This window comes from Nitrosospira sp. Nsp11, assembly GCF_900142705.1.
In the GTDB taxonomy this organism is placed as follows: Bacteria; Pseudomonadota; Gammaproteobacteria; order Burkholderiales; family Nitrosomonadaceae; genus Nitrosospira.
The window spans coordinates 34,653-55,159 of the sequence record NZ_FRBV01000016.1; the positions used below are offsets into that span (position 1 = coordinate 34,653).

Sequence of the window (20,507 nt, forward strand, 5' to 3'; positions counted from 1 at the left end):
GATCGCCTTATAATTAAACCAGAGGCTTCTTAGTTCCTCCTGATCTATCGGTACCGGACACTCTTCAAAATGGGCGGCCTTAACAAATTCATGAAAGACCCTCATTTCATATTCGGCCTTAGCTTGTTCTATCCCATTTAACCTGCGCCTTTCATCTCTTGGGACATAAAAGTGTCATTAATTCTTCCGACATGCTCTGCGGCACTATATCAATGTATTCAATATCTTTTTCTATATAAGAATATGAAAAAAAAGGAACTCTGTTTGTACTATAGGCATACATAGCCGTCCTGGCAAACTTATGTTCATTACAATTTATATTTCCCCTGGTTACGGTGTAGCTGTAGTCCTTAAAAGATGGGTCCATTTCAATTGATTTTTTTAAAACATCATCTGTTACCACAAATTTTTCCCATACAGAAATAACACCGTTTCCCAAGTCCCTTATTCTGCTCTTATCGTAATAAGCAGGTCCAGTGGTGCCAAGTGCAAACTGTACCCATTCCGCACTTGAGCTTGTGGAAAAGATTGCCATTAACATTGCTGCCAAATACCTCATTTTGGCATCTCTACCATGTCATTAGAAACCCTGTCAGGCACCCACCTAAATGGCGTTTCCATCTTCTCTCCTTTTGTCGGTCATTTGATCGTCGGTCATGCCCTATTGTATGACGTTCCCCGAAAACCGGACAGTTCGAAACTACAGTCGGGTCACTTCTGATGTCCCCCCGAAAAAGAGGAAAACCCCGAGGGCTGGCCCACTGGGGACAGCAGTGGGTCTGAACCCATCGAAACGAAGCATAGGTATTTCATATTTGTAATTTCCCACTTTCAATATATAAATAATGAATGGCTCCAGATAATAGTAGTCCTTTATGTTTCGATATCGAACCAAAGCTGGGCCTGAGCAAGAGGCAATCATGAGGCACAAATTCATTCGCTAAAACTGGCTTTACGAGAACCGTGTAAAAGATTTTTGATAATCAAGCATATACATATTCTTGAACTGGATCTGATTGATCTTGCTGGAGTGATGCGCGCACATATGAAAACGAGCGTTTATTTTTCCTGATACATGGAGTCCTGCTTTTTCGGGACACGAACATCAACGGAAGGAGTAGACAATGGGCTGGGCACCGAACTGGGTTGGCGTCAGTGGCGGCGTTGCGGCACCGTCGACTTCTATCACGTCGATTGCGAGGTATCCGCAGCATCTCGATATCTTTTGCGTGGGCACCGACCACGGAATTTACAGCGCGTGGTGGGATATCTCCACGGGATGGTCGAACTGGTTCCAGGTTGCCGGCGGCATCGCGGCGCCGGGGACGACAGTCACCGTCGTCGCCCGCAATCCTGACCACCTCGATCTTTTCGTTGTGGGATCGGACCACAAAATCTACAGCACGTGGTGGGACGCGAACGGAGGATGGGCCAACGGCTGGTTCCGTGTTTCCAACCTTACGGCGGCGCCGGCGACTTCCGTCGCGGCCATCGCCCGAAACCCCAACCACCTGGACTTGTTCGTCGTCGGATCGGACCACAAAATCTACAGCATCTGGTGGGATGCCAACGGCGGATGGGCCGAGAACTGGTTCGTTGTCAGCGGCGGCGTCGCCGCCGCCGGAACGTCAATCACGGCGGTGACCCGCAACCCTAACCATATCGACCTTTTTGCGGTCGGGTCCAATCACGGCATCTTCAGCACCTGGTGGGATGCGAGCACCGGGTGGGCAAACTGGTTTCAGGTCGCGGGCGGGGTAGCCGCCCCGAACAGTTCGGTTGCGGCCGTGGCGCGTTATCCGACCCACATGGACCTCTTCGTCGTCGACCCGGACCATAAGATCGCCAGCATCTGGTGGGACGCCAACGGCGGTTGGGCTCAGAACTGGTTTGTGGTGGAGGGCGGCTTAGCCGCACCCGACACGTCCATCAGCGTCGTGTCGCGCTATCCCAATCACCTTGATGTCTTCGCCGTGGGCCCGAACCACGGCGCCTTCAGCATCTCGTGGGACGCCAGCACCGGCTGGGGCTCCTGGTTCCAGATCGCCGCAGGCGTCGTCGCGCCGGGGTCCTCGATCAATGCATTGAGCCCCTGGAACCGGCACGGTATGATTCGGGCTTTTCCGGTCATCGCACCGGGAACCTCGATCAATGCATTGAGCCGCTACCCCGACATACTCGATGTCTTTGTCGTGGGAACCGATCACCACATCGACCCCGACACACTCGATGCCCTTGTCGTGGGAATCGAACACCACATCGATACGATCTGGTGGCTCGACGAGATCTACTTCTTCATGCAGCCCCAACAGCAATCGAACTGGTGCTGGGCGGCAACAGCGACCAGCGTCGCCCTGTTCTACCAGCCGGGGAGCGGCTGGCAGCAGTGCGCCGTGGCCAATGGCGAACTGGCACGAACCGACTGTTGCGGCGCAGGTGCATCCGGCCCCTGCAACGTCTACGGCTTTCTCGACCAGGCACTCACGGTGGTGGGCCACTTCGACCGCTGGGTGAGCGGCATAGCCACTACCGCCCAGATCGACGACGAGGTAACCTTCGCGCGTCCGCTGGGGATCCGGGTGGCCTGGTCGGGCGGCGGCGCCCACTTCCTGATCATCATGGGGCAATATAGCGCGGGGGGTATCGATTACGTATCGGTTGACGATCCGATCTACGGCCGCTCGGACGTCAATTACGCGACCCTGCAGACTGCCTACAAAGGGTCGGGGACGTGGACCCATACTTACTACACTCAATACTGAGGAGTTTTAGATGGCCTTTATCGCTCCAAAACCTCCACAACAGGCGCTGGATGCCGTGCATTCCATTTTCCTGGACTTGAGCAGGAACCGCGCATTCAGAACTCCCGCCCTACGCAATGCTACCGGGCCTCTGCAGCTCACCGAGCCGCATCAGGTATTCACATTGGGCCTCACCGACCTTGTGGCCGGAAACGGTCTCGATGCTGCCAAGCCAACCGGATGGCGCTACCTCGTACAGGAGGGCGACAATGTCCTCGCTTCCGCCGAGACGGTTGCTGGACCCCAGGGGGAGCAGGTTTTCTCGGCTTTCAACGAAGGCCGCTTCGTCGACTCGAGCGCGAAGGCAATGCGCGCAGTGAGGGAGTTTCCGGAATTGGGACAAGGCGGTTTTGAACTGCGGCTTCTCAGCGTTCCCGGACTCTATGTTCAGGCCCTCTGGCTTCATGACCCGCAGGGAAAAGGCGATCTCCTGCAGCCCCTAGCGCCTTCTCCGGTGGAAACGCCGGGAGATAGACCGGCTCCGGCCGCCGTGCTGCTCAAGGAGCTTGCCGCCAGGGCCCGCGTACCGATTGAGGCGCCTGATAGAACTGGCGGATGATCCGTTGAGTTCGCGTGACAACAAAACGGCTGCAGCGCGGCACCTGTTTTGCTAGCGGCGTACTAAAAGTTGCACCGTTGCTTCAACTTGAGAGCTTTTCATGCGTACCCGATACGCTGTAGACTTGCACCGCTACAGCGCCCACTGTCGGTCTATTACCAGATGGCGGGAGTGTGAATAGCCGAAAATCTTGGAGATTCGTAAGCCGGGGTTTGCTCATCCAACATGAGCACCGGTGAGAAGTCGGAAGACCAATGGAAGCGCTGGAAACCTTGAACCGCGGATATGGGCATAATACGGTCGCCATCGCCTCTGCCGGAACCAATAGAATCCGGGGGGCGTAGGGAATGGGATGCCGTTCTGCTACACGACAAGCCTGAGCACCGTGCCTGTCGCTCAGGCGCGTTAAAGAACAAGCCATGGAAATCCGTAGAGCTATTTCATCATCTCCATCAGGGAATGTCGTAAGCCCGATTAACCAATACTAAAAATGGAGTTCTCAAATATGAATAAGACTGAATTCATTGAAGCAATAGCCACCAGGACTGGCTGCAGCAAAGCCGACGCGAGCCGCACCGTTGGCGCACTGGTCGAAATTATTTCGGATACGCTACAAAAAGGGGATTCACTTTCATTGCCCGGGTTCGGGTCTTTTGAAGTACGCGAACGTGCTGCGCGCACCGGCCGCAACCCGAGGACGGGTGAAGAGCTGGAGATTGCCGCGTCCAGGATTCCGGCATTCAAGCCGGGCGCGACACTCAAGGCTGCGGTCAATGACGCCGGGAAGAAGTAAATCAACGGCGAAAATCCCGTCTTTGCTTATAGCAGCGGCCCGATGCGCTTAACCTGAATTGGGTGGTTGAACTGGGTGGAGCGCGTGGTTTGTGACGTGAAGAGCTGGTGCGGCCTTGAAGCGGGAGCGCACCCCGATGCGCGTAGAACGCGATCGCGGCATCTCCTACGTTGCCCGACCTCCGCTTTGCGAGGCCCTTCGACGCTTCGGGGCGCGATTCCATTCCAAGGAGTTGCGACTTAACCCTGTGCCGCAAAAACACAGAGTTTCTGACACTACCATATAAGGTGAAGTAGGTCAGGCTGCGCCCGACAATTAAAAAATGATACCGGGCATAGCCCGGCCTACTTTAGGGTTTAAAATATCGTTTACGGGAAATAGAACATCTAAAAAAACGATACAGGGCAATGCCCGGTATCGTTTTTAAAGTATCGTTCACGAGGAAAGAGAATATCCACTTCTGGTCGTCATGCTGGCCTGATGGGATCTTCGTTTTATGATCAGCTCATGCCACGGCGCTAGCGGATCCGGTTTTCGAAACCTCCAACCGAGCGCGTAACAGCCGCGCTGCTTCGACCATTCTTTCCAATGCCGTAGTCACTTCCGGCCAGTTTCGTGTCTTCAGGCCGCAGTCGGGGTTCACCCAGAGTTGCCCTGGATCGATCACCAGACAGGCTTTTTCCAGCAGTTCGAGCATCTCGGCGGTTTGAGGAATCCGCGGCGAATGAATGTCATAGACGCCGGGACCTATCTCGTTGGGATATTTGAAATGGCCGAACCCATCGAGCAATTCCATGCGTGAGCGGGAGGTTTCGATGGTAATCACGTCCGCATCCATGTCGGCAATGGCGGGCAGGATATCGTTGAACTCCGAATAACACATATGGGTGTGTATCTGCGTATCATCCCTTACACCCGAGCTGGCGACACGGAATGCTTCCACTGCCCATTGAAAATATCCGTTCCAATCACGTTTTTTCAATGGCAGCCCCTCGCGAAAAGCAGGCTCGTCAATCTGAATAATGCCTATGCCGGCCTGCTCCAGGTCCACAACTTCGTCCCGGATGGCGAGCGCGAGCTGGAGGGCCGTAAGCGAACGCGGCTGGTCGTCACGCACGAACGACCACATCAGCATCGTTATCGGGCCGGTCAGCATGCCCTTGACGGGCTTTTCGGTCTGGCTCTGCGCGAACTGAATCCAGTCCACCGTCATAGGCTCGGGCCGGTAGATATCGCCATATAGAACAGGTGGCTTAACGCAACGGGAACCGTAGCTTTGCACCCAGCCATTCTCGGTAAAAGCGTAACCCCACAATTGCTCGCCGAAATATTCCACCATGTCGTTGCGCTCAGGTTCCCCATGCACGAGTACGTCCAGCCCAATTTCTTCCTGTTTTTTTATCGCCAGCCGTATCTCATTACGCATTGCTTCCAGATACTGCAAATTGCCGAGTTCGCCTTTTTTGAAGGCAGCACGAGCGTGGCGAATCTCCGGCGTCTGGGGAAATGAACCAATGGTTGTTGTGGGTAGCGAAGGAAGCTGCAAACGTTGCCGTTGCAGTGCTTGCCGCACCGGGAATGGGCTTGCGCGCCCGATATCATCCCGTACCAGACGTTGCAGGCGCTCCTGCATTACCGGGCTGTGTATGCGTGGCGATTCGGCGCGCGCTTGTCTTGCCCTGGTAGAGGCATCCAATACGTCGCGTATCGCGTTTTCTCCCTGATTCAACCCGCGACCGAGTATCGAAACCTCGCTCAATTTCTGCGCGGAAAATGCCAGCCAGCTTTTGATTTCCTCATCCAACCGGGTTTCCAGTTCGAGATCTACCGGGCAATGCAGAAGGGAGCAACTGGGCGCAACCCATAGCTGCTCACCCAGGATGGACTGCGCACGTGACAGAATCGAGAATGCCTGCGCAAGATCGGCACGCCACACATTCCGGCCATCGATGATACCGAGCGACAGTATTTTGTCGGCAGGGTAACCCTCAAGAAAAGTATCGAGTTGACCCGGTGCGCGGCACAAATCGATATGCAAACCATTGACCGGCAGCTTTTTCAAGCGTCCAGCATGATTGTCCACGGCTTCAAAATAGGTCGCCAGCAGTAGCTTGGGTAACTTCGGCGCGCTGCTCTCCGCTCCCTGCAAGGCTGCGTAGGCCTGGTCCAGGCCACGTAACCAATTGTCATCCAGATCGAGCGCCAGCAATGGCTCGTCGATTTGCACCCATTCAACGCCCAGGGCAGCAAGCTGGACAAGAATGTCGCGATAAACCGGCAGCAGATGAGGCAGCAAGTCCAGGCGATTGAATCCAGGGGTGGTTTCCTTGCCAAGATATAAATAGGTGAGCGGCCCGATCAACACCACTTTCGGTGAAATGCCGAGAGCCTGTGCCTCGGCCACTTCCCTGAAGAGTTGCGGCGAAGCGATACGGAATGTGGTCTGTGCATCGAATTCCGGGACAATGTAGTGATAGTTGGTATCGAACCACTTGGTCATCTCCATCGCCGGTTGATCCGCCGTCCCCCGCGCCATTGCGAAATACAAGTCCAGTCCGACTTCGTCGTTGCCAGCGTTAAACCGGGCGGGTATCGCACCGAGCAATGCCGTCATATTCAGCATTTGATCGTATAGTGCGAAATCGCCGGCCGGAATGAGATCGATGCCGGTTTCACGCTGCAGCAGCCAGTGCCGCTTTCTTATTTCAGCTGCCGTGGTTTCCAGTTGTTCGTCGTTGATATCGCCGCGCCAGTAGGCCTCGAGTGCCTGCTTCAGCTCACGCCGCGCGCCGATGCGCGGAAAACCCAGGTTATGTGTCAGTGCCATTGATTATTCCCCACGTAAGTTGCCGGTTGCAGTAAGGGATGATTGTGTGGCAGACTAAACTATGAATCAAATGAAATTTAGTTGAAGATTAATGAATAATATTCATACCTATGTCACTTGTATCCATTCTTGAATTACGCCACCTTCGCACGCTCGCAGCGTTGCACGAGACAGGAAGTGTTTCACGCGCTGCCAAGCGCGTACACCTTACCCAATCCGCGTTATCACATCAGATCAAGGCGTTGCAGACTCATTATGGACTATCGATAGTACAGCGGCGCGGGCAAACCGTCGAACTCACCGATGCCGGCAAGCATCTGGTTTCACTCGCGGGAAAAGTCCTGGAGGACATCCAGGCAACCGAACGAAGTCTCGCAATCATGTCGCAGCAGGCAACAGGCAGTTTGCGCATCGCGCTGGAATGCCACACCTGTTTCGATTGGTTGATGCCGCTCATGGATGCTTTTCGCCAGCACTGGCCGGAGGTGGAGCTGGATCTGGTATCCGGATTTCACAGTGATCCCATCAAACTCCTGGAGGAAGGCGGCGCGGATGTGGTGATTGGATCTGAGCATAAGCGGCGGCGCGGCATTATCCATCATCCGCTATTCAGCTTCGAGATTCTGGCGGTACTGGCGCCGGAGCACCCCTTACGGACGAAACGGGTACTGAAAGCGATGGACTTCGCCGCTGAAACCCTTATTACCTATCCGGTACCGGAAGATCGTATCGACCTGATTCTCAACGTGCTGAAGCCCGCCGGTATCCAGCCGCAACGGCGCACGGCGGAACTCACCGTGGCTATCCTGCAACTGGTAGCCAGCCGGCGCGGCGTTGCCGCCTTACCCAGCTGGGGAATCAAAAGCTACGTCGACCATGACTATGTTATTGCCCGCCGTATTGGCGCGCACGGATTATGGAGCGACCTATATGCGTCCACACTTACGGAAACCGCTTCCCGCCCCTATTTACGTGATTTTCTGGTAACCGCGAAGAATACCTGTTTCGCTACGCTGGATGGAATTGTGCCGGTGGATTGAATGAATGCCGATCGGCAAAAACGGGAAGATAGGGAGAAGAAGTTGCAATGGGTATGAATCCGCTGGTGAGCAAACGAACTGTTGTCTGCTCACCAGTGACCAGTGCAGGGAGTTAATGCAAGGTAACGACGGTCCTGTCTTCGCAGGCCAGGTCGGAACAATAATTCTCATACACGCCATCGAGAAAACCCCAAAGCGCATCGCACGCACGGATAGTTGCTGCCACTACCTCAGCCTGTTTCTCCTCAGTATCAGCAAAGCGTTCAATCAAGGTCCATTCAGCTTGTGAGTGATATACGTCGGCTTCCTGGTGTACCGAAAAGAATTCGTAACTGTCCGGATCATCCATTCCATAAAATTTAACCAGCCCGTCAATTTTTACGGCAGCGATTGACGGCACCTGGGATTCAAAAGCGTGCATTGCGGCCAAACCTGCATAAAACGGCTGGTTCAGGCAGATGTCGCGGAATGTCGATACCAGCCTGGCCGTGTCCGGCAAAGCCGTCGCACGAGCCAGGTCCTTGTCGCTCGAACCCAGGGCCAGCGCAAAATTCTTCCATAGAGCGGGATGGTTTTTTTCTCCATGCTCTTCGCTGATCAGGTTTTTCAGCACTTCCTGGCGGACGCTGATGTCACCACTATTTGCTTCACTGTGAAAATGCGGCGTATTGAAATGTACCGCGCTCAGATACGTCGGCTCGGCCAGTACGTTATGAAAATATTGTTCTGCGTACCCGCGCAATTGCTCCTTGGAGAGCTTGCCTTCTGTCCAGGCCACATAAAAAGGATGCTTGAGCAGGTGCTTGGCGTTAATGATGGAATCGATCTTTTGCTTGAGAGATACGGTGGTCGTCATGATTTTCCTCTTGAAAGGGAGTGGATAATTAGCAGCCTATCATCACTCAGATAATACCGTTAAGTCAAATTTTGGTGATTGATTAACGGACGATTTAAATTTATTGCAAAAACTATCCGCACACGTCCTCCTGCGATATATCAAGAAACCCCGAGCACATCCGTGGAACCCTTATTTGGCAGCTAAGCTGTTAAAATCGGCGTGCTACGAATACGAAGCACGCCCCAGCGGGGCGACAGAGACACGAAACGCGCCCCAGCGAACGGCAGAGGTCCTTTGCGCCCTGCCAGGATAATAGCAGCACCAACGCGTGCAGCACAGCGAACATTGCAATGCACCGTTAAACCGCTTATGAGACATCAATCAGACTCATGCCCGAGGAATCGCCCGCGCGTTGCCGCCCCTTGTCCGTTGCGCGTTCCATCCCACCACCCATGCCAATGTGTGCGGCTTTCGCGCCTGCATGAGAATTATTCTCAAATTTTTAGCTACCGGAGCTCTATTTTTTAGAAACTGTTATGGATGAGCAATCAAGTCTGTTCGCCTTATTCATCAGCAGTTTTCTTGCTGCCACCTTGCTCCCTGGCGGTTCAGAAGCGGTATTATTTGGCGTTTTAACAGGTTACCCGGAACTATATTGGTCTGCCTTGAGTGTCGCCTCGCTGGGCAACACCCTGGGAGGCATGAGTTCCTACGCGATCGGGCTATTTTTGCCCGATGAAAAAACGCTCCTGAAAAACTCCGGGGGTAGCATGCGGGCCCTGCAGTGGGTACGTACTCATGGCAGCCCGGTGCTACTGCTGGCGTGGGTGCCGATAATCGGCGACCTGCTGTGTGTCGCCGCCGGTTGGCTTCGAGTTAACTGGATATTGGCCATGCTGTTCATGGCGGCCGGAAAGTTCGCGCGTTACTGGGCAATCGCGGCAGCGATTACCGCATGACCTGATCACTCGCCAATTGTGCACTTTGACATGCACAATACCCAACAAAAAGCCGGCTATCGCTTATCGCCGGCTCATTGTTCCATTGAATCAAATCCTCCAATTTAACTCAATCTTTTTTACCCTGAAGCAACTTCTGCAATTCGCCGCTCTGGTACATTTCGCCAACGATATCGGAGCCGCCCACGAATTCGCCGTTTACGTAGAGTTGGGGAATGGTCGGCCAGTTTGAATATTCCTTGATACCCTGCCTTATTTGGGGTTCGGCAAGCACATCCACCGCGAAAATATCATTGACGCCGCAGGTATGGAGAATCTTGACAGCGTGGGCGGAAAAACCGCATTGAGGGGCATCGGGCGTGCCCTTCATATATAGCACAACGGGATGCGTGGTGACTTGCTGCTTGATGACTTCTTGTGTATTCATATCGACTCCTTCTTTTCCTTTTAAAAAACAAACCGTAAATTAGCTTAGGGGAAACCCGGGTCGTTTACAAGCGATTTGATTCGTCCGGTCAATATATCCCCGTTTCCATAATCAGTAACCCGTGGCTTTATGCAATATCAGGAGCTCCACCACTGACTCGCAGGATGCCCGCGAGATCGGGACGGGAAAATATCCTTACGAAACCCGCTTCGCTCAATAATCGCCTGCAAGCTTCCGCCTGATCATAGCCATGTTCCATCAATAGCGCTCCACCTACGGCCAGGTGAGCGGGCGCGGCAGCGATGATCGAGCGGATGCAATCCAGGCCTTCGCCCTCTGCCGCGAGCGCCAGGTGGGGTTCAAAGCGCAGATCGCCTTGAGTGAGATGTGGGTCGCCATCTGCAATATAAGGGGGGTTAGACACGATGAGGTTGAATCTTTCACCGTTAAAGTCGGCGAACCAGTCAGCTTCGATGAAGCGCACATTATTGACATCGAGCTTGCAGGCATTTATTTTAGCAACCGCCAGGGCATCCGCGGAGAAATCTACTGCCACGATGTTAGCCAGGGGGCGGTGTTTTGCTATGGCTAGCGCGATAGCGCCGCTGCCGGTGCCAAGATCAAGAATTTTCCAGGGAAGGTCCAGCGGAATTCGCGCCAGCGCCAGATCCACCAGTAATTCCGTTTCAGGGCGAGGAATGAGAACTGCCGGAGTGACTGTAAAACCCAGGCTGTAGAATTCTCGTTTGCCTATGAGATATGCAACGGGTTCCCCTCGAGCACGCCGTTCCGCCAGCAGACGAAAGGATTGTGCCTGTTTCGAATCAAGCGCCTGCTCGGCGTGAGCAATGAGGTGAGCGTGGCTGACATCGAGCACGTGTTGCAGCAGAATACGCGCATCGATATCGTCGATGTCGCGGCCCCATTGCTGTAGCGCATCCCGAATAGTGATCAGCTGCATGGGTGGAATCAACCTCAAACTATGCCTTGGCGTTGCGGTCTATCCGCGATACAGACAGATAGAACCGGAGGAAACAAGGGGTAGCAATTGAGGAAAATAGGGGAAACAAAAAAATGTATCGCCCTACTCCCCCATCGCCGCCAATTGCTCCGCCTGATGTTCGGACATTAGCGCAGAGCACAGGTCGCTTAAATCGCCATCCATGATCTGGTCGATCTTGTAGAGCGTGAGGTTGATACGGTGGTCGGTTATTCGTCCCTGAGGAAAATTATAGGTACGAATACGCCCTGAACGATCACCGCTACCGATCAGCGACTTGCGCGTAGCAGCCTGCTTGTCCTGTTGTTCCCGCATCTGCTTGTCGCGAATTCGCGCGGCGAGGACGCTCATTGCCTGCGCCTTGTTTTTATGTTGCGAGCGGCCATCCTGGCACTCGACCACGATGCCTGTCGGCAGATGCGTGACGCGCACCGCGGAGTCGGTCTTGTTGATATGCTGACCGCCCGCGCCGGAAGCGCGGTAAGTATCGATCCGTAATTCAGCCGGGTTCAGGGCGACCTCCATGACCTCGTCCGCCTCGGGCATGACCGCAACGGTACAGGCGGAAGTGTGAATACGGCCTTGGGTCTCGGTAGCGGGAACACGCTGGACCCGATGGCCGCCCGATTCAAATTTGAGCTTGGAGTAGGCGCCATTCCCGATGATCTTGGCAATGATCTCCTTATAACCGCCGGCTTCGGACGGACTTTGCGAGATTATCTCGACCTGCCAGCGTTGGCGTTCGGCGAAGCGTGCATACATCCGGAACAAATCGCCGGCGAATAATGCGGATTCGTCTCCACCCGTTCCGGCACGGATTTCGAGAAAAATATTGCGCTCATCGTTGGGATCTTTAGGCAGCAACTGCTTCTGCAATTCCGCGCCAAATCGCATGAGCTTCTCTTTGCCGTCACGTATTTCGGCATCGGCAAACTCGCGCATATCCGCATCGCCGCACATTCCCTGGGCCGTGTGGATATCGCGCTCACTTTGCAGATAAGCGTCATAAAGCTCGACAACTGGCGCAATCTCCGCGCGTTCCCGCGTCAGCTTGCGATAGTTATCCAGATTGGAGACGATCGTTTCGCTGCTCAGCAGGCGATTCAGCTCCTCCAGGCGCACGCTGAGCTGCGTGAGCTTGGCAGTCATGCTTTTGTTCATTCTGGACGGTGGAGATGGTACAGACGATTGATCAGATCGACCAGATCGTCACGCTCGTCGGCTGCGGCGTGATTGAGTGCATAGGAAGGCAGGTGCAAAAATTTATTGGTCAGGCCATTACTCAAGGATTCCAATATTTTTTGCGGGTCTTCGCCCTTGGCCAGGAGCTTCGTCGCCCGCTCCATTTCATGGCGCCGGTACCGTTCGGCCTGGTCACGCAACGCACGTATGGTGGGCACCAGTTCACGCGACTCCAGCCAGTGCATGAAATTGACCACATTTGAATCGATAATCGCCTCGGCCTGCGCTACCGCGCCCAGGCGGGAATCCAATCCTTCCTTGACGATATCGGCAAGATCGTCCACGGAGTAGAGAAATATATCATCCAGTTCCGCCACTTCCGGCTCGACGTCTCGCGGCACGGCCAGGTCCACCACGAAAATCGGACGATGCTTGCGGGCTTTTATCGCACGCTCCAGCATGCCCTTGCCGAGTATAGGCAAGGTGCTCGCGGTGCAGGTCACCACAATGTCGTGCAGCGCCAACTGTTCAGGAAGCTCATTCAACGCAATGACCTGCGCATTGAAGCGGTGAGCCAGCGCTTGTGCGCGCTCGCTGGTACGATTGGCGACAGTGATGCGCTTCGGATGGCGTGCGGCAAAATGACTGGCGCATAGCTCGATCATTTCACCCGCGCCGATAAACAACACGCGCTGCTCGCTAATGTCACCAAAAATTCGTTCCGCCAATCGCGTGGCGGCCGCAGCCATGGAAACCGAGTTCGCGCCAATCTCGGTGGAACTGCGAACCTCCTTGGCGACAAAAAACGTGCGCTGGAACAGTTTGTGCAACAGCATGCCAAGTGTGCCGGCGTGCTCAGCGGATTTCACCGCATTTTTTAACTGTCCGAGTATCTGCGGCTCGCCCAGCACCATGGAATCCAGTCCGCTGGCTACGCGAAATGCGTGCTTCACGGCCTTTTCGCGGGGCAGCTTGTAGAGATACGGCTCCAGTTCCCGCGTCTGCAAATGATGAAAATTCGCCAGCCAGTGCGTGGCTTCCTCCGGCTTTTCGGTACTGCAATAAACCTCGGTACGATTGCAGGTCGAAACGATTGCCGCCTCTCTCACCGGATGATGAGCCACCAGGTCGTGCAAGGCATGCTCCATGGCATCTTCCGGAAAAGAAACCTGCTCGCGCACGTCCAGCGGCGCGGTTTGATGGTTAATGCCAAAGGCAAATAACTGCATGGAAGACAATGTGAGTAACCGGTGACGAAATTGAAAATTTGCTGATTATAGTATTACAAGCATTTGAATACCATCGCTTAGAAGAGTTTCAGGTTTACAGAAAAATAGCAGGGTTGATGAATGTCAAGGTTGGGTTGATATGCTCGTGGTTAAGTGTGCATTATCGCAGCTATGAAGTGGATAACGGAATCAATCTAATCTGGGACGCGGACCCTAAGCGACGAGAGGTAGTGCAAAGGTATTTTCGATAAAACCGCAAAGCTTAGAAGATATGCTTATAAGTCCTGTAACAAGTCTTCGGTACAATCGAACTGTGAATCATTATTATCGGAGATTGGCAAATGGCTAAATATATTCCCTATGTGCGAACCAAGGAAGGCTATATAGAGCGGAAGTCTTACGCGATTTTCAATGCGTCGGATAATTGCCTGGTGCCTTACGTGCATGAAGAATCGCTCATCGGGTGGCCTGAATCCAAGGTGTACTGGGCCAGCCAGGCTGGGCCTTGTGTAGGTCTGGCTCCCCTCGGCTTCCATTCCTATCGAATTTCTACTGCCGATAATGAACCTGCCGTATTATCGGTGGGTTAATTTTTCTCTGTCATCTTGCCGAAATTAATCTTGCCGAAATCAAATGGCCCACTTGGGCCAGTCCGCTCGCAGAGTTGCTAAACAAGATATTAGCTGTATTCGTTTCCCAGGGAATAGCAGATTCTTCCAGCGGCAACGACATGAAATTAAGCGTTCAGGATGGGTAGTTGTTCATGAACTTGTCGAGAGTTTTTCGTACAACTCGTCAAGGAAGCTGCGCTGCCCCGGAAGAATGCGCCGTGCGGCTTCCGATATTTCGAACCACTCAGCGCGATCTACCTCCGGAAACGCCTGAATTCGCCCAGATCCTTTTGGCCACTCCATGCTGAAGGTATTCGACACGGGTTTGGAAGAATCCCAATCACTCTCGGTTGCCCATGCATCAATAAGTTTCCCACCAGGTTGCTTTCGCTGCGCAAGCGGCAAAAACGGGCCGACTGGCTGGTGCCCAGTTTCTTCCAGAAATTCTCGTAACGCGGCCTGAAGGGGGTCTTCGCCTTCCTCATACTCGCCCTTTGCTATCGACCAGGACCCGAGGTCCTTCTTCGCCCAGAAGGGTCCCCCGGGATGGACAAGCAAAACCTCCAATCGGCCGTCGCGGCTGCGATAGGGTAGGATGCCGGCGCTTGTTTTAGGCATATGTGCCTCTAATGCTCAGCTTGTCGTTTTAGTGCCAAAAATACGTTTCGAGATTCAACCGATGTGCTTATCTGCTTATTCGCATGAGGGGACGTTCCTTAAAGGTTCCGGCACAGGTGGCGCTCGCCAATCCATTGAGCGATGACAAGGCACGGGCCCATCAGATAGGATGGTAGCCTGGTCGATCTCAGCCAATCATGCAGAGATTCATCCGCCCTTACACCGAAGTGCTTATATTTTATTTACGACGTAACTCTGTGCCAATGTGAATCCTAGTGACCTTCATATTATTTCGTACCGGTCTCTTCTTGCAGAACTGCCGCTTAAGTCGCTCGATGCAATCCGGCATAGAAGCAGCCAGTATAACTGGCTGCCACACCACCGACAGGCGGGTCGGCACCGGACAGTTCGTCCCTGCTTTACTCCATCACTTCGTGGAATTGAAATTACCCAGCAGGATCAGGTCGCCCGGCACCCCGCAGCTACTGAATGTGATGTAGTTATTCGCGGGAAACAGCAGATTCTTCAACGCAAACACCGAAACCGCCTCAAACTGGATCGACAGTTTTTGCACGATCTGCTGCGGCACCTGACTCTGGATCTGCTGATTGACTTGCGCCGCCAGGTCGTCGGAACCACTGGGACCCCCTCCGGACAGGTGGCCGCTAACAGCTACGCCCTGGCTGGTAGTCTTGATCTCAATAGTCTGGTTGCGCCCGTTGCCACCTACGCCCAACGGCAGTGAAGCCCTCACCTCGATCGTTACGTCGGTCGCAAGCATGGAATCTCTGCAGCGGGTGCAATTCCCAAAGCAGGGGTAGACCGTTGTGCAGGAATGTTGATTATATTGAAGAGATTGCCCGCGGCTACCGCTGTAATACATTTGCCCGTTAGGCTGCGCCCTGATGGTGGTATCCACCAGAGACCACGACACATCTTTGCCTCCCGGGATCGAATAAGTGTACTCGGTAAATGAGCCGCCGCCTCGTCCGCCACCGTTCGATGAGGTGTGATTGAGCTTGCTCAAATCTACGGTTCCAATGACACTCGCGCCGGTAAACTTGCCCGACCAGGCTTTGGTGGTGCTGCCCGGATTCACGCCCTGCAGCGACCAGCCGTTGTTTCGCAGGCTTTGCGGCAGGACCTCCTTGAATATCAACTCGGAGCGCACCATCATGCTGTTGCTCTGGCCTTGCGGCAGCGGTTCCGGAATATTGTTCAGGAATGCCTGCGAATAATTCAGCACTGCCCGGCCCCCGGTCATGATGAACAGCTGCAGCATCTGGTTGCTGGCTGGCGTCTGAAGCGGCTTGAAAATGAAATCGCTGGGCTTTAGCGCATCCAGCGTCGGAATCGCAGTCAGGTCGAGTTGATTGATTAGGTAGATGACGGGGTTGCTGACGAAATACTCCTTAACCGCCTTGTTGAATTCCACCTTGGTGGCATCGCTCAGGTCGATGTTGCTGATGGAGAACGCGCCTTCCTTCATGTCCAACTGCACTTTCAGGACGTTGTGATTAACGTTATCGATCTTGACTGTACCTGCCACCTTTGCCAGCTGAATCACTGCCGTGAGGGTTTCGCCGGTGATGGATTGCGGCATATCGCATTGTTCAGGAAACGAACCCACCTGAGAGCAGCGCTCTACCGAGCCGCTCAGTATTTCCATTTTCAGTGTGGCTGAATTGTTGTTATTGATGCTGAAGTTCAATAGTGGATAACCGTAATCGATCGTGAAGCGGTTGATCACGGTAACGCCGCCAGGATATTTTTCCGAAGTGTTGACGGTAATACGGTTCTTGTAGACGGTATCTTTTTTCAGCGTTTCGTATTGATCCAGCAGCGCACTGTTGATTCCTTTCAGATCCATGTTGAACACCACGTCCCAGCCATTGGTGCAACTGCCCTGTGCATTCATTTGGGCCAGCAGCGTCTCGGTGGACGGCAAGTTGGCGTCAGTGGCCAGAAGCACGTCGCTTGCGGTCAATAATCCGGGCAATTGGCGCGGCTGGGCAAATGCGAGCAGCCGATAGGCGGCACGCTCCTGCATGATCTTCAGCGGGTCGGCAATTCTTGCCTCCAGCACGAAGGACAACCGTATTGTCAGGCTTTCCCGCGCGAAGCTCAGGCCCTTGTTCGTGCTCGTGTTCGGCAGCGAGATTTCCCAGGTAGAGAAAGGAGTGACGCGGCTGACGCCCTCGGACCAGGATTCGCCGCCATCGGAGAAGTTCGGCGAGTTGTCCTGTGCGTTGTAGCTGTAAATCCGCTCGCGCCAGGGGGTGCGAAACGCCAGGGGATCGCGATGAAGATTGCGGTCGTGAAATGGTGTGCCGTTATAGGCAAGACGAAGCAGATAGGTCCCGCTGGCGGTGGATTTAATGCCTTCCACTACCGCAACCACAGAAATTATTCGTGCGTTGACATATTGATAGAATTCCGGCGCGTCGAGAAAAATCGTACTGCGGAAAACATTGCCGCCAACCAGCTCTTCCGGCTTCACGCCTTCGATGACATATTCGATTGGCTTCGTTCTGCCGGCCTGATAATGAGCCAGCAGGGATTTGGCTTCCAGCGTAGTGGCCTGTTGCTGAACCACGGCAGCACTGAATTTCAGCAGGCTGAACGCCAGCACCGGCGTGGCCGGCTGGAGATTGGCGTACTGGAGCGCCAGATCCTGCATCAGGAACGCCTTGGCGAGGATGGTGAGCATCTGGTTCTGGATGAACGTCAGATGGCCGGTCAGCGCCACCAGATCAATAGCCGACCGGTCGAGATCCTGGACCTTGGCGGGATGCAACTTCTGCTGCAACGCCTCCAGCCGCGCTGCCTGGCGGCTGTTGATCTCTTTTTGTTTCTGGTTGGTATAAATGTCCCGCTGCAGTGCGTGCAGCGAGGACTCCGCGCCCGCCACTGCTTTGCCGCGCAGCACCATGGTCGCAAAAGCCGCTTGCAGACTTGCTTTTTCCGGCTTGATATCCGGGCCGGACGCCATGATCTGATTGAACTGGATCGACATTTCATCCCAGGATAGCATCGAGGGATTACCAAATTGTGCGCCATCCAGATCGTCGAGCGCGCGCTGCGCGTTTTCCAATCCTTTGGCACCGGTACTGATGCCGGTATACAGCTTGGACATCGCGTTCAAGACATTGAAGGTCTTCTGGATCCTTTGTACGGCAAGGCCAAGGTCTTTGACGGCAGAGATGGATGAGGCAGGAATGGCGATACTGGTGCCGAGGCTGAACAGGTTGGTGGCGACTTCCAGCCCGAACTTGATCGCTTCCATGGTCTCCCATTGCTGCACGGCAGATTTATATTTCTGCACAGCCAAGTCCACGTCGCCCCTGGCTAGGAACAGCGATGCGTTCAGGTTGTTGATCTTGGTCTGCTGCTGCTCCGCTTCCGCCTTACCCTGGACGATTATCGAATCGTAAAATCCTTCCAGGTCTTTTTGCTGCGCGGTATTGGCTTCGATTACCCCGCTGATCAGCTCGCCCGACGCGATGATGTTCTGGTTGAGCGTTTTGGCCACGTCGATCGCCAGTTCCTGTTGGCGCCGGTTGGCCATGCGCTGTTCGTTCTGCGCAACCTGCAGCTGTATCCGGTCGAGATAGCTCAGAATGCTTTGCACGTATTGTTCGTAATCCTTATATGGCAGGATGGGAACAAAGCTCCCGTATTCCGGGTTGGTCGCGTAGTTGGCCAAGTCCATCGCACGCACGCGCAACGCAATTACTTCCTCGCTCCCGCCTGCGCTCCCACCTGCGGGCAGCATTTCCGCTACCCATGCCAGGTAATTGCGTACAAATTGCTGAATGCAGCTATTTGCATGAGTAGATTGATCGCTAATCACCGCTTCGGCGAATGTCATTGAAAACTGCAGGCTGTCTGTCAGGAGCGGGATCGTGTCTGCCGGCAGCACTGTGCGAACATCGTCTGCAATAAATGGCATCGCGGCTGGCCCGCTTCCATCCAGGCCGAACCTGAGCCCATCCACAATCACGCTATAGCGGGAGCCGGAGCGACTCTGAATTGCCAGCGCGCCGAGGAATTCATCGCACCCCAACTGCAACGAGTCGAACGCCTCGTCAGCGAGGCTGATTGATCTGGGCTGGCCCTGCACGCGCATGTCCAGTACCTGGCCGAACAGATGCACCTTTTTTCCGGGGACCTGTATGGTCGTGTTGGCGCCGGCGGATAGCACATTCGTGAACAGGACGAAATCCTGCACTTCTCCGGCTGCGACGAGCTGCACATCCGCAAGATCCAGCCGCGCCTTATAGACGTTGACCGTGGGCGTAGCGATAAAAGAGGTGATGCCGGCAGTATCCTGCGGCAGCATGCGCACGAAATCGCGCTGATCGTAAATGGAAAAGTTCGGCTGAATCGTGGTACGGTATTTCTGCGCCATCGCACCCTTGAAGATTCGCTGCCAGATCAGTCCCCGTTTCTGTTCTATCATCACGCTCAGGCTGGCGAGGTGAACGGCTACCACCGCCTGTTCGGTAAATTCCTGCTGCAGGTTGACAAGCGATAACCGGGAGTTGACATTGAAGAGGGAAAACACGCTGTTCTTGTGCGACCACAGCGTATCCCGCCAATCGCCGTCATGCAGCGTGGAGTTGAAGATGGTCGAATTGCTCAGGCAAATGACGCCACCATACTGTTCCACATAACCGAAGATGCCGGTAGCCCGGTCGGTAGTGAATTGGACGAAATTTTGCGATCCCGGCCCGGATAGCGGGTTGCTGCCATCCGCGTAGGCCAGCTTGAGTTTGGCAAACTGTTCCGGTAGATACGCAAATACCTGCTGGATGGTGTCGCCCAGTTCCACGGCCGAAACATAATGGGTGCCGAATTCGCGGAAAGAATCCAGCACCTTGTTGGCGTCGTCCTTGTTCAACTGATCGCCGTAGTCCTGGAGACGGCTGCGGCCCGCATGGCGCAGTTTGGTCGACGTCGAAGTGAATTCGGCACTCAGTCCATATTCCGGATCAGGCTGCCGTGGCCGCGCATGCACCAGAATGCCTCCAACCGCCGAAGCGTGATTATCGGCGCCATCCACTCTCTCCAATTTAACCAGTGCATATCGTAGATCCGTCCGGGTCAGGTCGACACCTATGGTTTTCGACAGCATCTCCAACGAAGGCTGGCTGCCCATTGCGCCGCCCAGCAAGGCGCCCGCGCCGAACGATGGAGCGTCAATATCGCTGGAAGGATTGACGATCCGGTACGGGATCAATTCATCCAGCAGGTCCAGTGCATTTTCATGCAGCGTGATGACCGGATGCGTCCACCTGCCAAGCTGCGCTATCGGCTGGATCGGCCTCAAGGTCATCGCCTGTTGTTCAGTGGGGTAGAGAATGTTCAGCAGGTCCGCCTGCGGCTGCCACTTGGGGTTGAGGCCATTGACTAGATTGGTGGAGAAGCCGATGCTGAAGTCTGAATCGATCATTTGCGTGTCCTTGGTTAACTGTTGGGCTAGCCAAGGATATACGCGCCGCTCGCGCTTCTAAACCGAGAAATACGGGCACATTTGGCTGGTGTTCGACGTTTCGCTGACTTCGAGTTAAGCGGCTTACCCTTTCTCAAGGGTTGGATGAAGCGGCATTAATTGAACGAA

The 20,507-nt window shown here is 54.4% G+C and carries 15 protein-coding genes; 6 read left to right on the top strand and 9 right to left on the bottom strand.

Annotated features, from left to right (window positions below; all coding sequences use genetic code 11):
* Positions 1-151: 151 nt before the first annotated feature.
* Positions 152-535, bottom strand: coding sequence for a surface-adhesin E family protein (locus BUA28_RS13685; RefSeq protein ID WP_072768673.1), 384 nt, complete (start codon positions 533-535; stop codon positions 152-154).
* 589 nt (positions 536-1,124) lie between these two features.
* Between BUA28_RS13685 and BUA28_RS13690 the strand changes: the two genes are divergently transcribed.
* The 3 genes from BUA28_RS13690 (at position 1,125) to BUA28_RS13700 (ending at position 4,153) form a co-directional block, all read left to right on the top strand.
* Complete coding sequence (locus tag BUA28_RS13690) at positions 1,125-2,762, top strand: DUF8189 domain-containing protein (protein ID WP_072768674.1); 1,638 nt, start codon at positions 1,125-1,127, stop codon at positions 2,760-2,762.
* A gap of 10 nt (positions 2,763-2,772) precedes the next feature.
* The gene (locus BUA28_RS13695; RefSeq protein ID WP_072768675.1) at positions 2,773-3,360 is read left to right on the top strand and encodes a hypothetical protein; all 588 of its coding nucleotides are present in this window, start codon (positions 2,773-2,775) and stop codon (positions 3,358-3,360) included.
* A gap of 505 nt (positions 3,361-3,865) precedes the next feature.
* Entirely contained in the window at positions 3,866-4,153 is a 288-nt protein-coding gene (locus BUA28_RS13700; protein WP_072768676.1) for an HU family DNA-binding protein, read from the top strand.
* 505 nt (positions 4,154-4,658) lie between these two features.
* Here the strand turns inward: BUA28_RS13700 and metE are convergent.
* Positions 4,659-6,980, bottom strand: coding sequence for a 5-methyltetrahydropteroyltriglutamate--homocysteine S-methyltransferase (gene metE / locus BUA28_RS13705; protein ID WP_072768677.1), 2,322 nt, complete (start codon positions 6,978-6,980; stop codon positions 4,659-4,661).
* Positions 6,981-7,090: 110 nt separating this feature from the next.
* Here metE and BUA28_RS13710 point away from each other — a divergent pair, with 110 nt between their 5' ends.
* Positions 7,091-8,020, top strand: a complete 930-nt coding sequence (locus tag BUA28_RS13710; RefSeq protein ID WP_256598335.1) for a LysR family transcriptional regulator — start codon at positions 7,091-7,093, stop codon at positions 8,018-8,020.
* A 112-nt stretch (positions 8,021-8,132) separates the two neighbouring features.
* Here BUA28_RS13710 and BUA28_RS13715 read toward each other — a convergent pair whose 3' ends face one another.
* Complete coding sequence (locus BUA28_RS13715; RefSeq protein ID WP_072768678.1) at positions 8,133-8,876, bottom strand: 4-aminobenzoate synthase; 744 nt, start codon at positions 8,874-8,876, stop codon at positions 8,133-8,135.
* 518 nt (positions 8,877-9,394) lie between these two features.
* Between BUA28_RS13715 and BUA28_RS13720 the strand changes: the two genes are divergently transcribed.
* A complete protein-coding gene (locus BUA28_RS13720; RefSeq protein ID WP_072768679.1) occupies positions 9,395-9,817 on the top strand; it encodes a YqaA family protein in 423 nt (140 codons plus the stop codon).
* Between the two features lie 109 nt (positions 9,818-9,926).
* Here BUA28_RS13720 and grxD read toward each other — a convergent pair whose 3' ends face one another.
* The 4 genes from grxD to hemA all read right to left on the bottom strand — a co-directional run bounded on the left by grxD (position 9,927) and on the right by hemA (position 13,655).
* Complete coding sequence (gene grxD, locus BUA28_RS13725) at positions 9,927-10,244, bottom strand: Grx4 family monothiol glutaredoxin (protein ID WP_072768680.1); 318 nt, start codon at positions 10,242-10,244, stop codon at positions 9,927-9,929.
* A 127-nt stretch (positions 10,245-10,371) separates the two neighbouring features.
* A complete protein-coding gene (gene prmC, locus BUA28_RS13730) occupies positions 10,372-11,205 on the bottom strand; it encodes a peptide chain release factor N(5)-glutamine methyltransferase (RefSeq protein ID WP_072768681.1) in 834 nt (277 codons plus the stop codon).
* A 123-nt stretch (positions 11,206-11,328) separates the two neighbouring features.
* Positions 11,329-12,405, bottom strand: coding sequence for a peptide chain release factor 1 (gene prfA, locus BUA28_RS13735; protein WP_072768682.1), 1,077 nt, complete (start codon positions 12,403-12,405; stop codon positions 11,329-11,331).
* Positions 12,402-13,655, bottom strand: a complete 1,254-nt coding sequence (gene hemA, locus BUA28_RS13740) for a glutamyl-tRNA reductase (RefSeq protein ID WP_072768683.1) — start codon at positions 13,653-13,655, stop codon at positions 12,402-12,404. The genes prfA and hemA overlap by 4 nt, the downstream gene beginning before the upstream one ends.
* Before the next feature lie 341 nt (positions 13,656-13,996).
* Here hemA and BUA28_RS13745 point away from each other — a divergent pair, with 341 nt between their 5' ends.
* Positions 13,997-14,245, top strand: a complete 249-nt coding sequence (locus BUA28_RS13745; protein ID WP_072768684.1) for a hypothetical protein — start codon at positions 13,997-13,999, stop codon at positions 14,243-14,245.
* Between the two features lie 171 nt (positions 14,246-14,416).
* Here BUA28_RS13745 and BUA28_RS13750 read toward each other — a convergent pair whose 3' ends face one another.
* Positions 14,417-14,884: an NUDIX hydrolase gene (locus BUA28_RS13750; protein ID WP_072768685.1), complete on the bottom strand. Its 468-nt coding sequence runs from the start codon at positions 14,882-14,884 to the stop codon at positions 14,417-14,419.
* A gap of 427 nt (positions 14,885-15,311) precedes the next feature.
* Complete coding sequence (locus tag BUA28_RS13755; protein WP_083570031.1) at positions 15,312-20,339, bottom strand: hypothetical protein; 5,028 nt, start codon at positions 20,337-20,339, stop codon at positions 15,312-15,314.
* Positions 20,340-20,507: the final 168 nt, after the last annotated feature.

Excerpts from the sequence above, each read along its gene's own strand:
- BUA28_RS13685 (WP_072768673.1), bottom strand. The coding sequence starts at position 535 with ATGGCAATCTTTTCCACAAGCTCAAGTGCGGAATGGGTACAGTTTGCA.
- BUA28_RS13690 (WP_072768674.1), top strand. The coding sequence starts at position 1,125 with ATGGGCTGGGCACCGAACTGGGTTGGCGTCAGTGGCGGCGTTGCGGCA.
- BUA28_RS13695 (WP_072768675.1), top strand. The coding sequence starts at position 2,773 with ATGGCCTTTATCGCTCCAAAACCTCCACAACAGGCGCTGGATGCCGTG.
- BUA28_RS13700 (WP_072768676.1), top strand. The coding sequence starts at position 3,866 with ATGAATAAGACTGAATTCATTGAAGCAATAGCCACCAGGACTGGCTGC.
- metE (WP_072768677.1), bottom strand. The coding sequence starts at position 6,980 with ATGGCACTGACACATAACCTGGGTTTTCCGCGCATCGGCGCGCGGCGT.
- BUA28_RS13710 (WP_256598335.1), top strand. The coding sequence starts at position 7,091 with ATGTCACTTGTATCCATTCTTGAATTACGCCACCTTCGCACGCTCGCA.
- BUA28_RS13715 (WP_072768678.1), bottom strand. The coding sequence starts at position 8,876 with ATGACGACCACCGTATCTCTCAAGCAAAAGATCGATTCCATCATTAAC.
- BUA28_RS13720 (WP_072768679.1), top strand. The coding sequence starts at position 9,395 with ATGGATGAGCAATCAAGTCTGTTCGCCTTATTCATCAGCAGTTTTCTT.
- grxD (WP_072768680.1), bottom strand. The coding sequence starts at position 10,244 with ATGAATACACAAGAAGTCATCAAGCAGCAAGTCACCACGCATCCCGTT.
- prmC (WP_072768681.1), bottom strand. The coding sequence starts at position 11,205 with ATGCAGCTGATCACTATTCGGGATGCGCTACAGCAATGGGGCCGCGAC.
- prfA (WP_072768682.1), bottom strand. The coding sequence starts at position 12,405 with ATGAACAAAAGCATGACTGCCAAGCTCACGCAGCTCAGCGTGCGCCTG.
- hemA (WP_072768683.1), bottom strand. The coding sequence starts at position 13,655 with ATGCAGTTATTTGCCTTTGGCATTAACCATCAAACCGCGCCGCTGGAC.
- BUA28_RS13745 (WP_072768684.1), top strand. The coding sequence starts at position 13,997 with ATGGCTAAATATATTCCCTATGTGCGAACCAAGGAAGGCTATATAGAG.
- BUA28_RS13750 (WP_072768685.1), bottom strand. The coding sequence starts at position 14,884 with ATGCCTAAAACAAGCGCCGGCATCCTACCCTATCGCAGCCGCGACGGC.
- BUA28_RS13755 (WP_083570031.1), bottom strand. The coding sequence starts at position 20,339 with ATGATCGATTCAGACTTCAGCATCGGCTTCTCCACCAATCTAGTCAAT.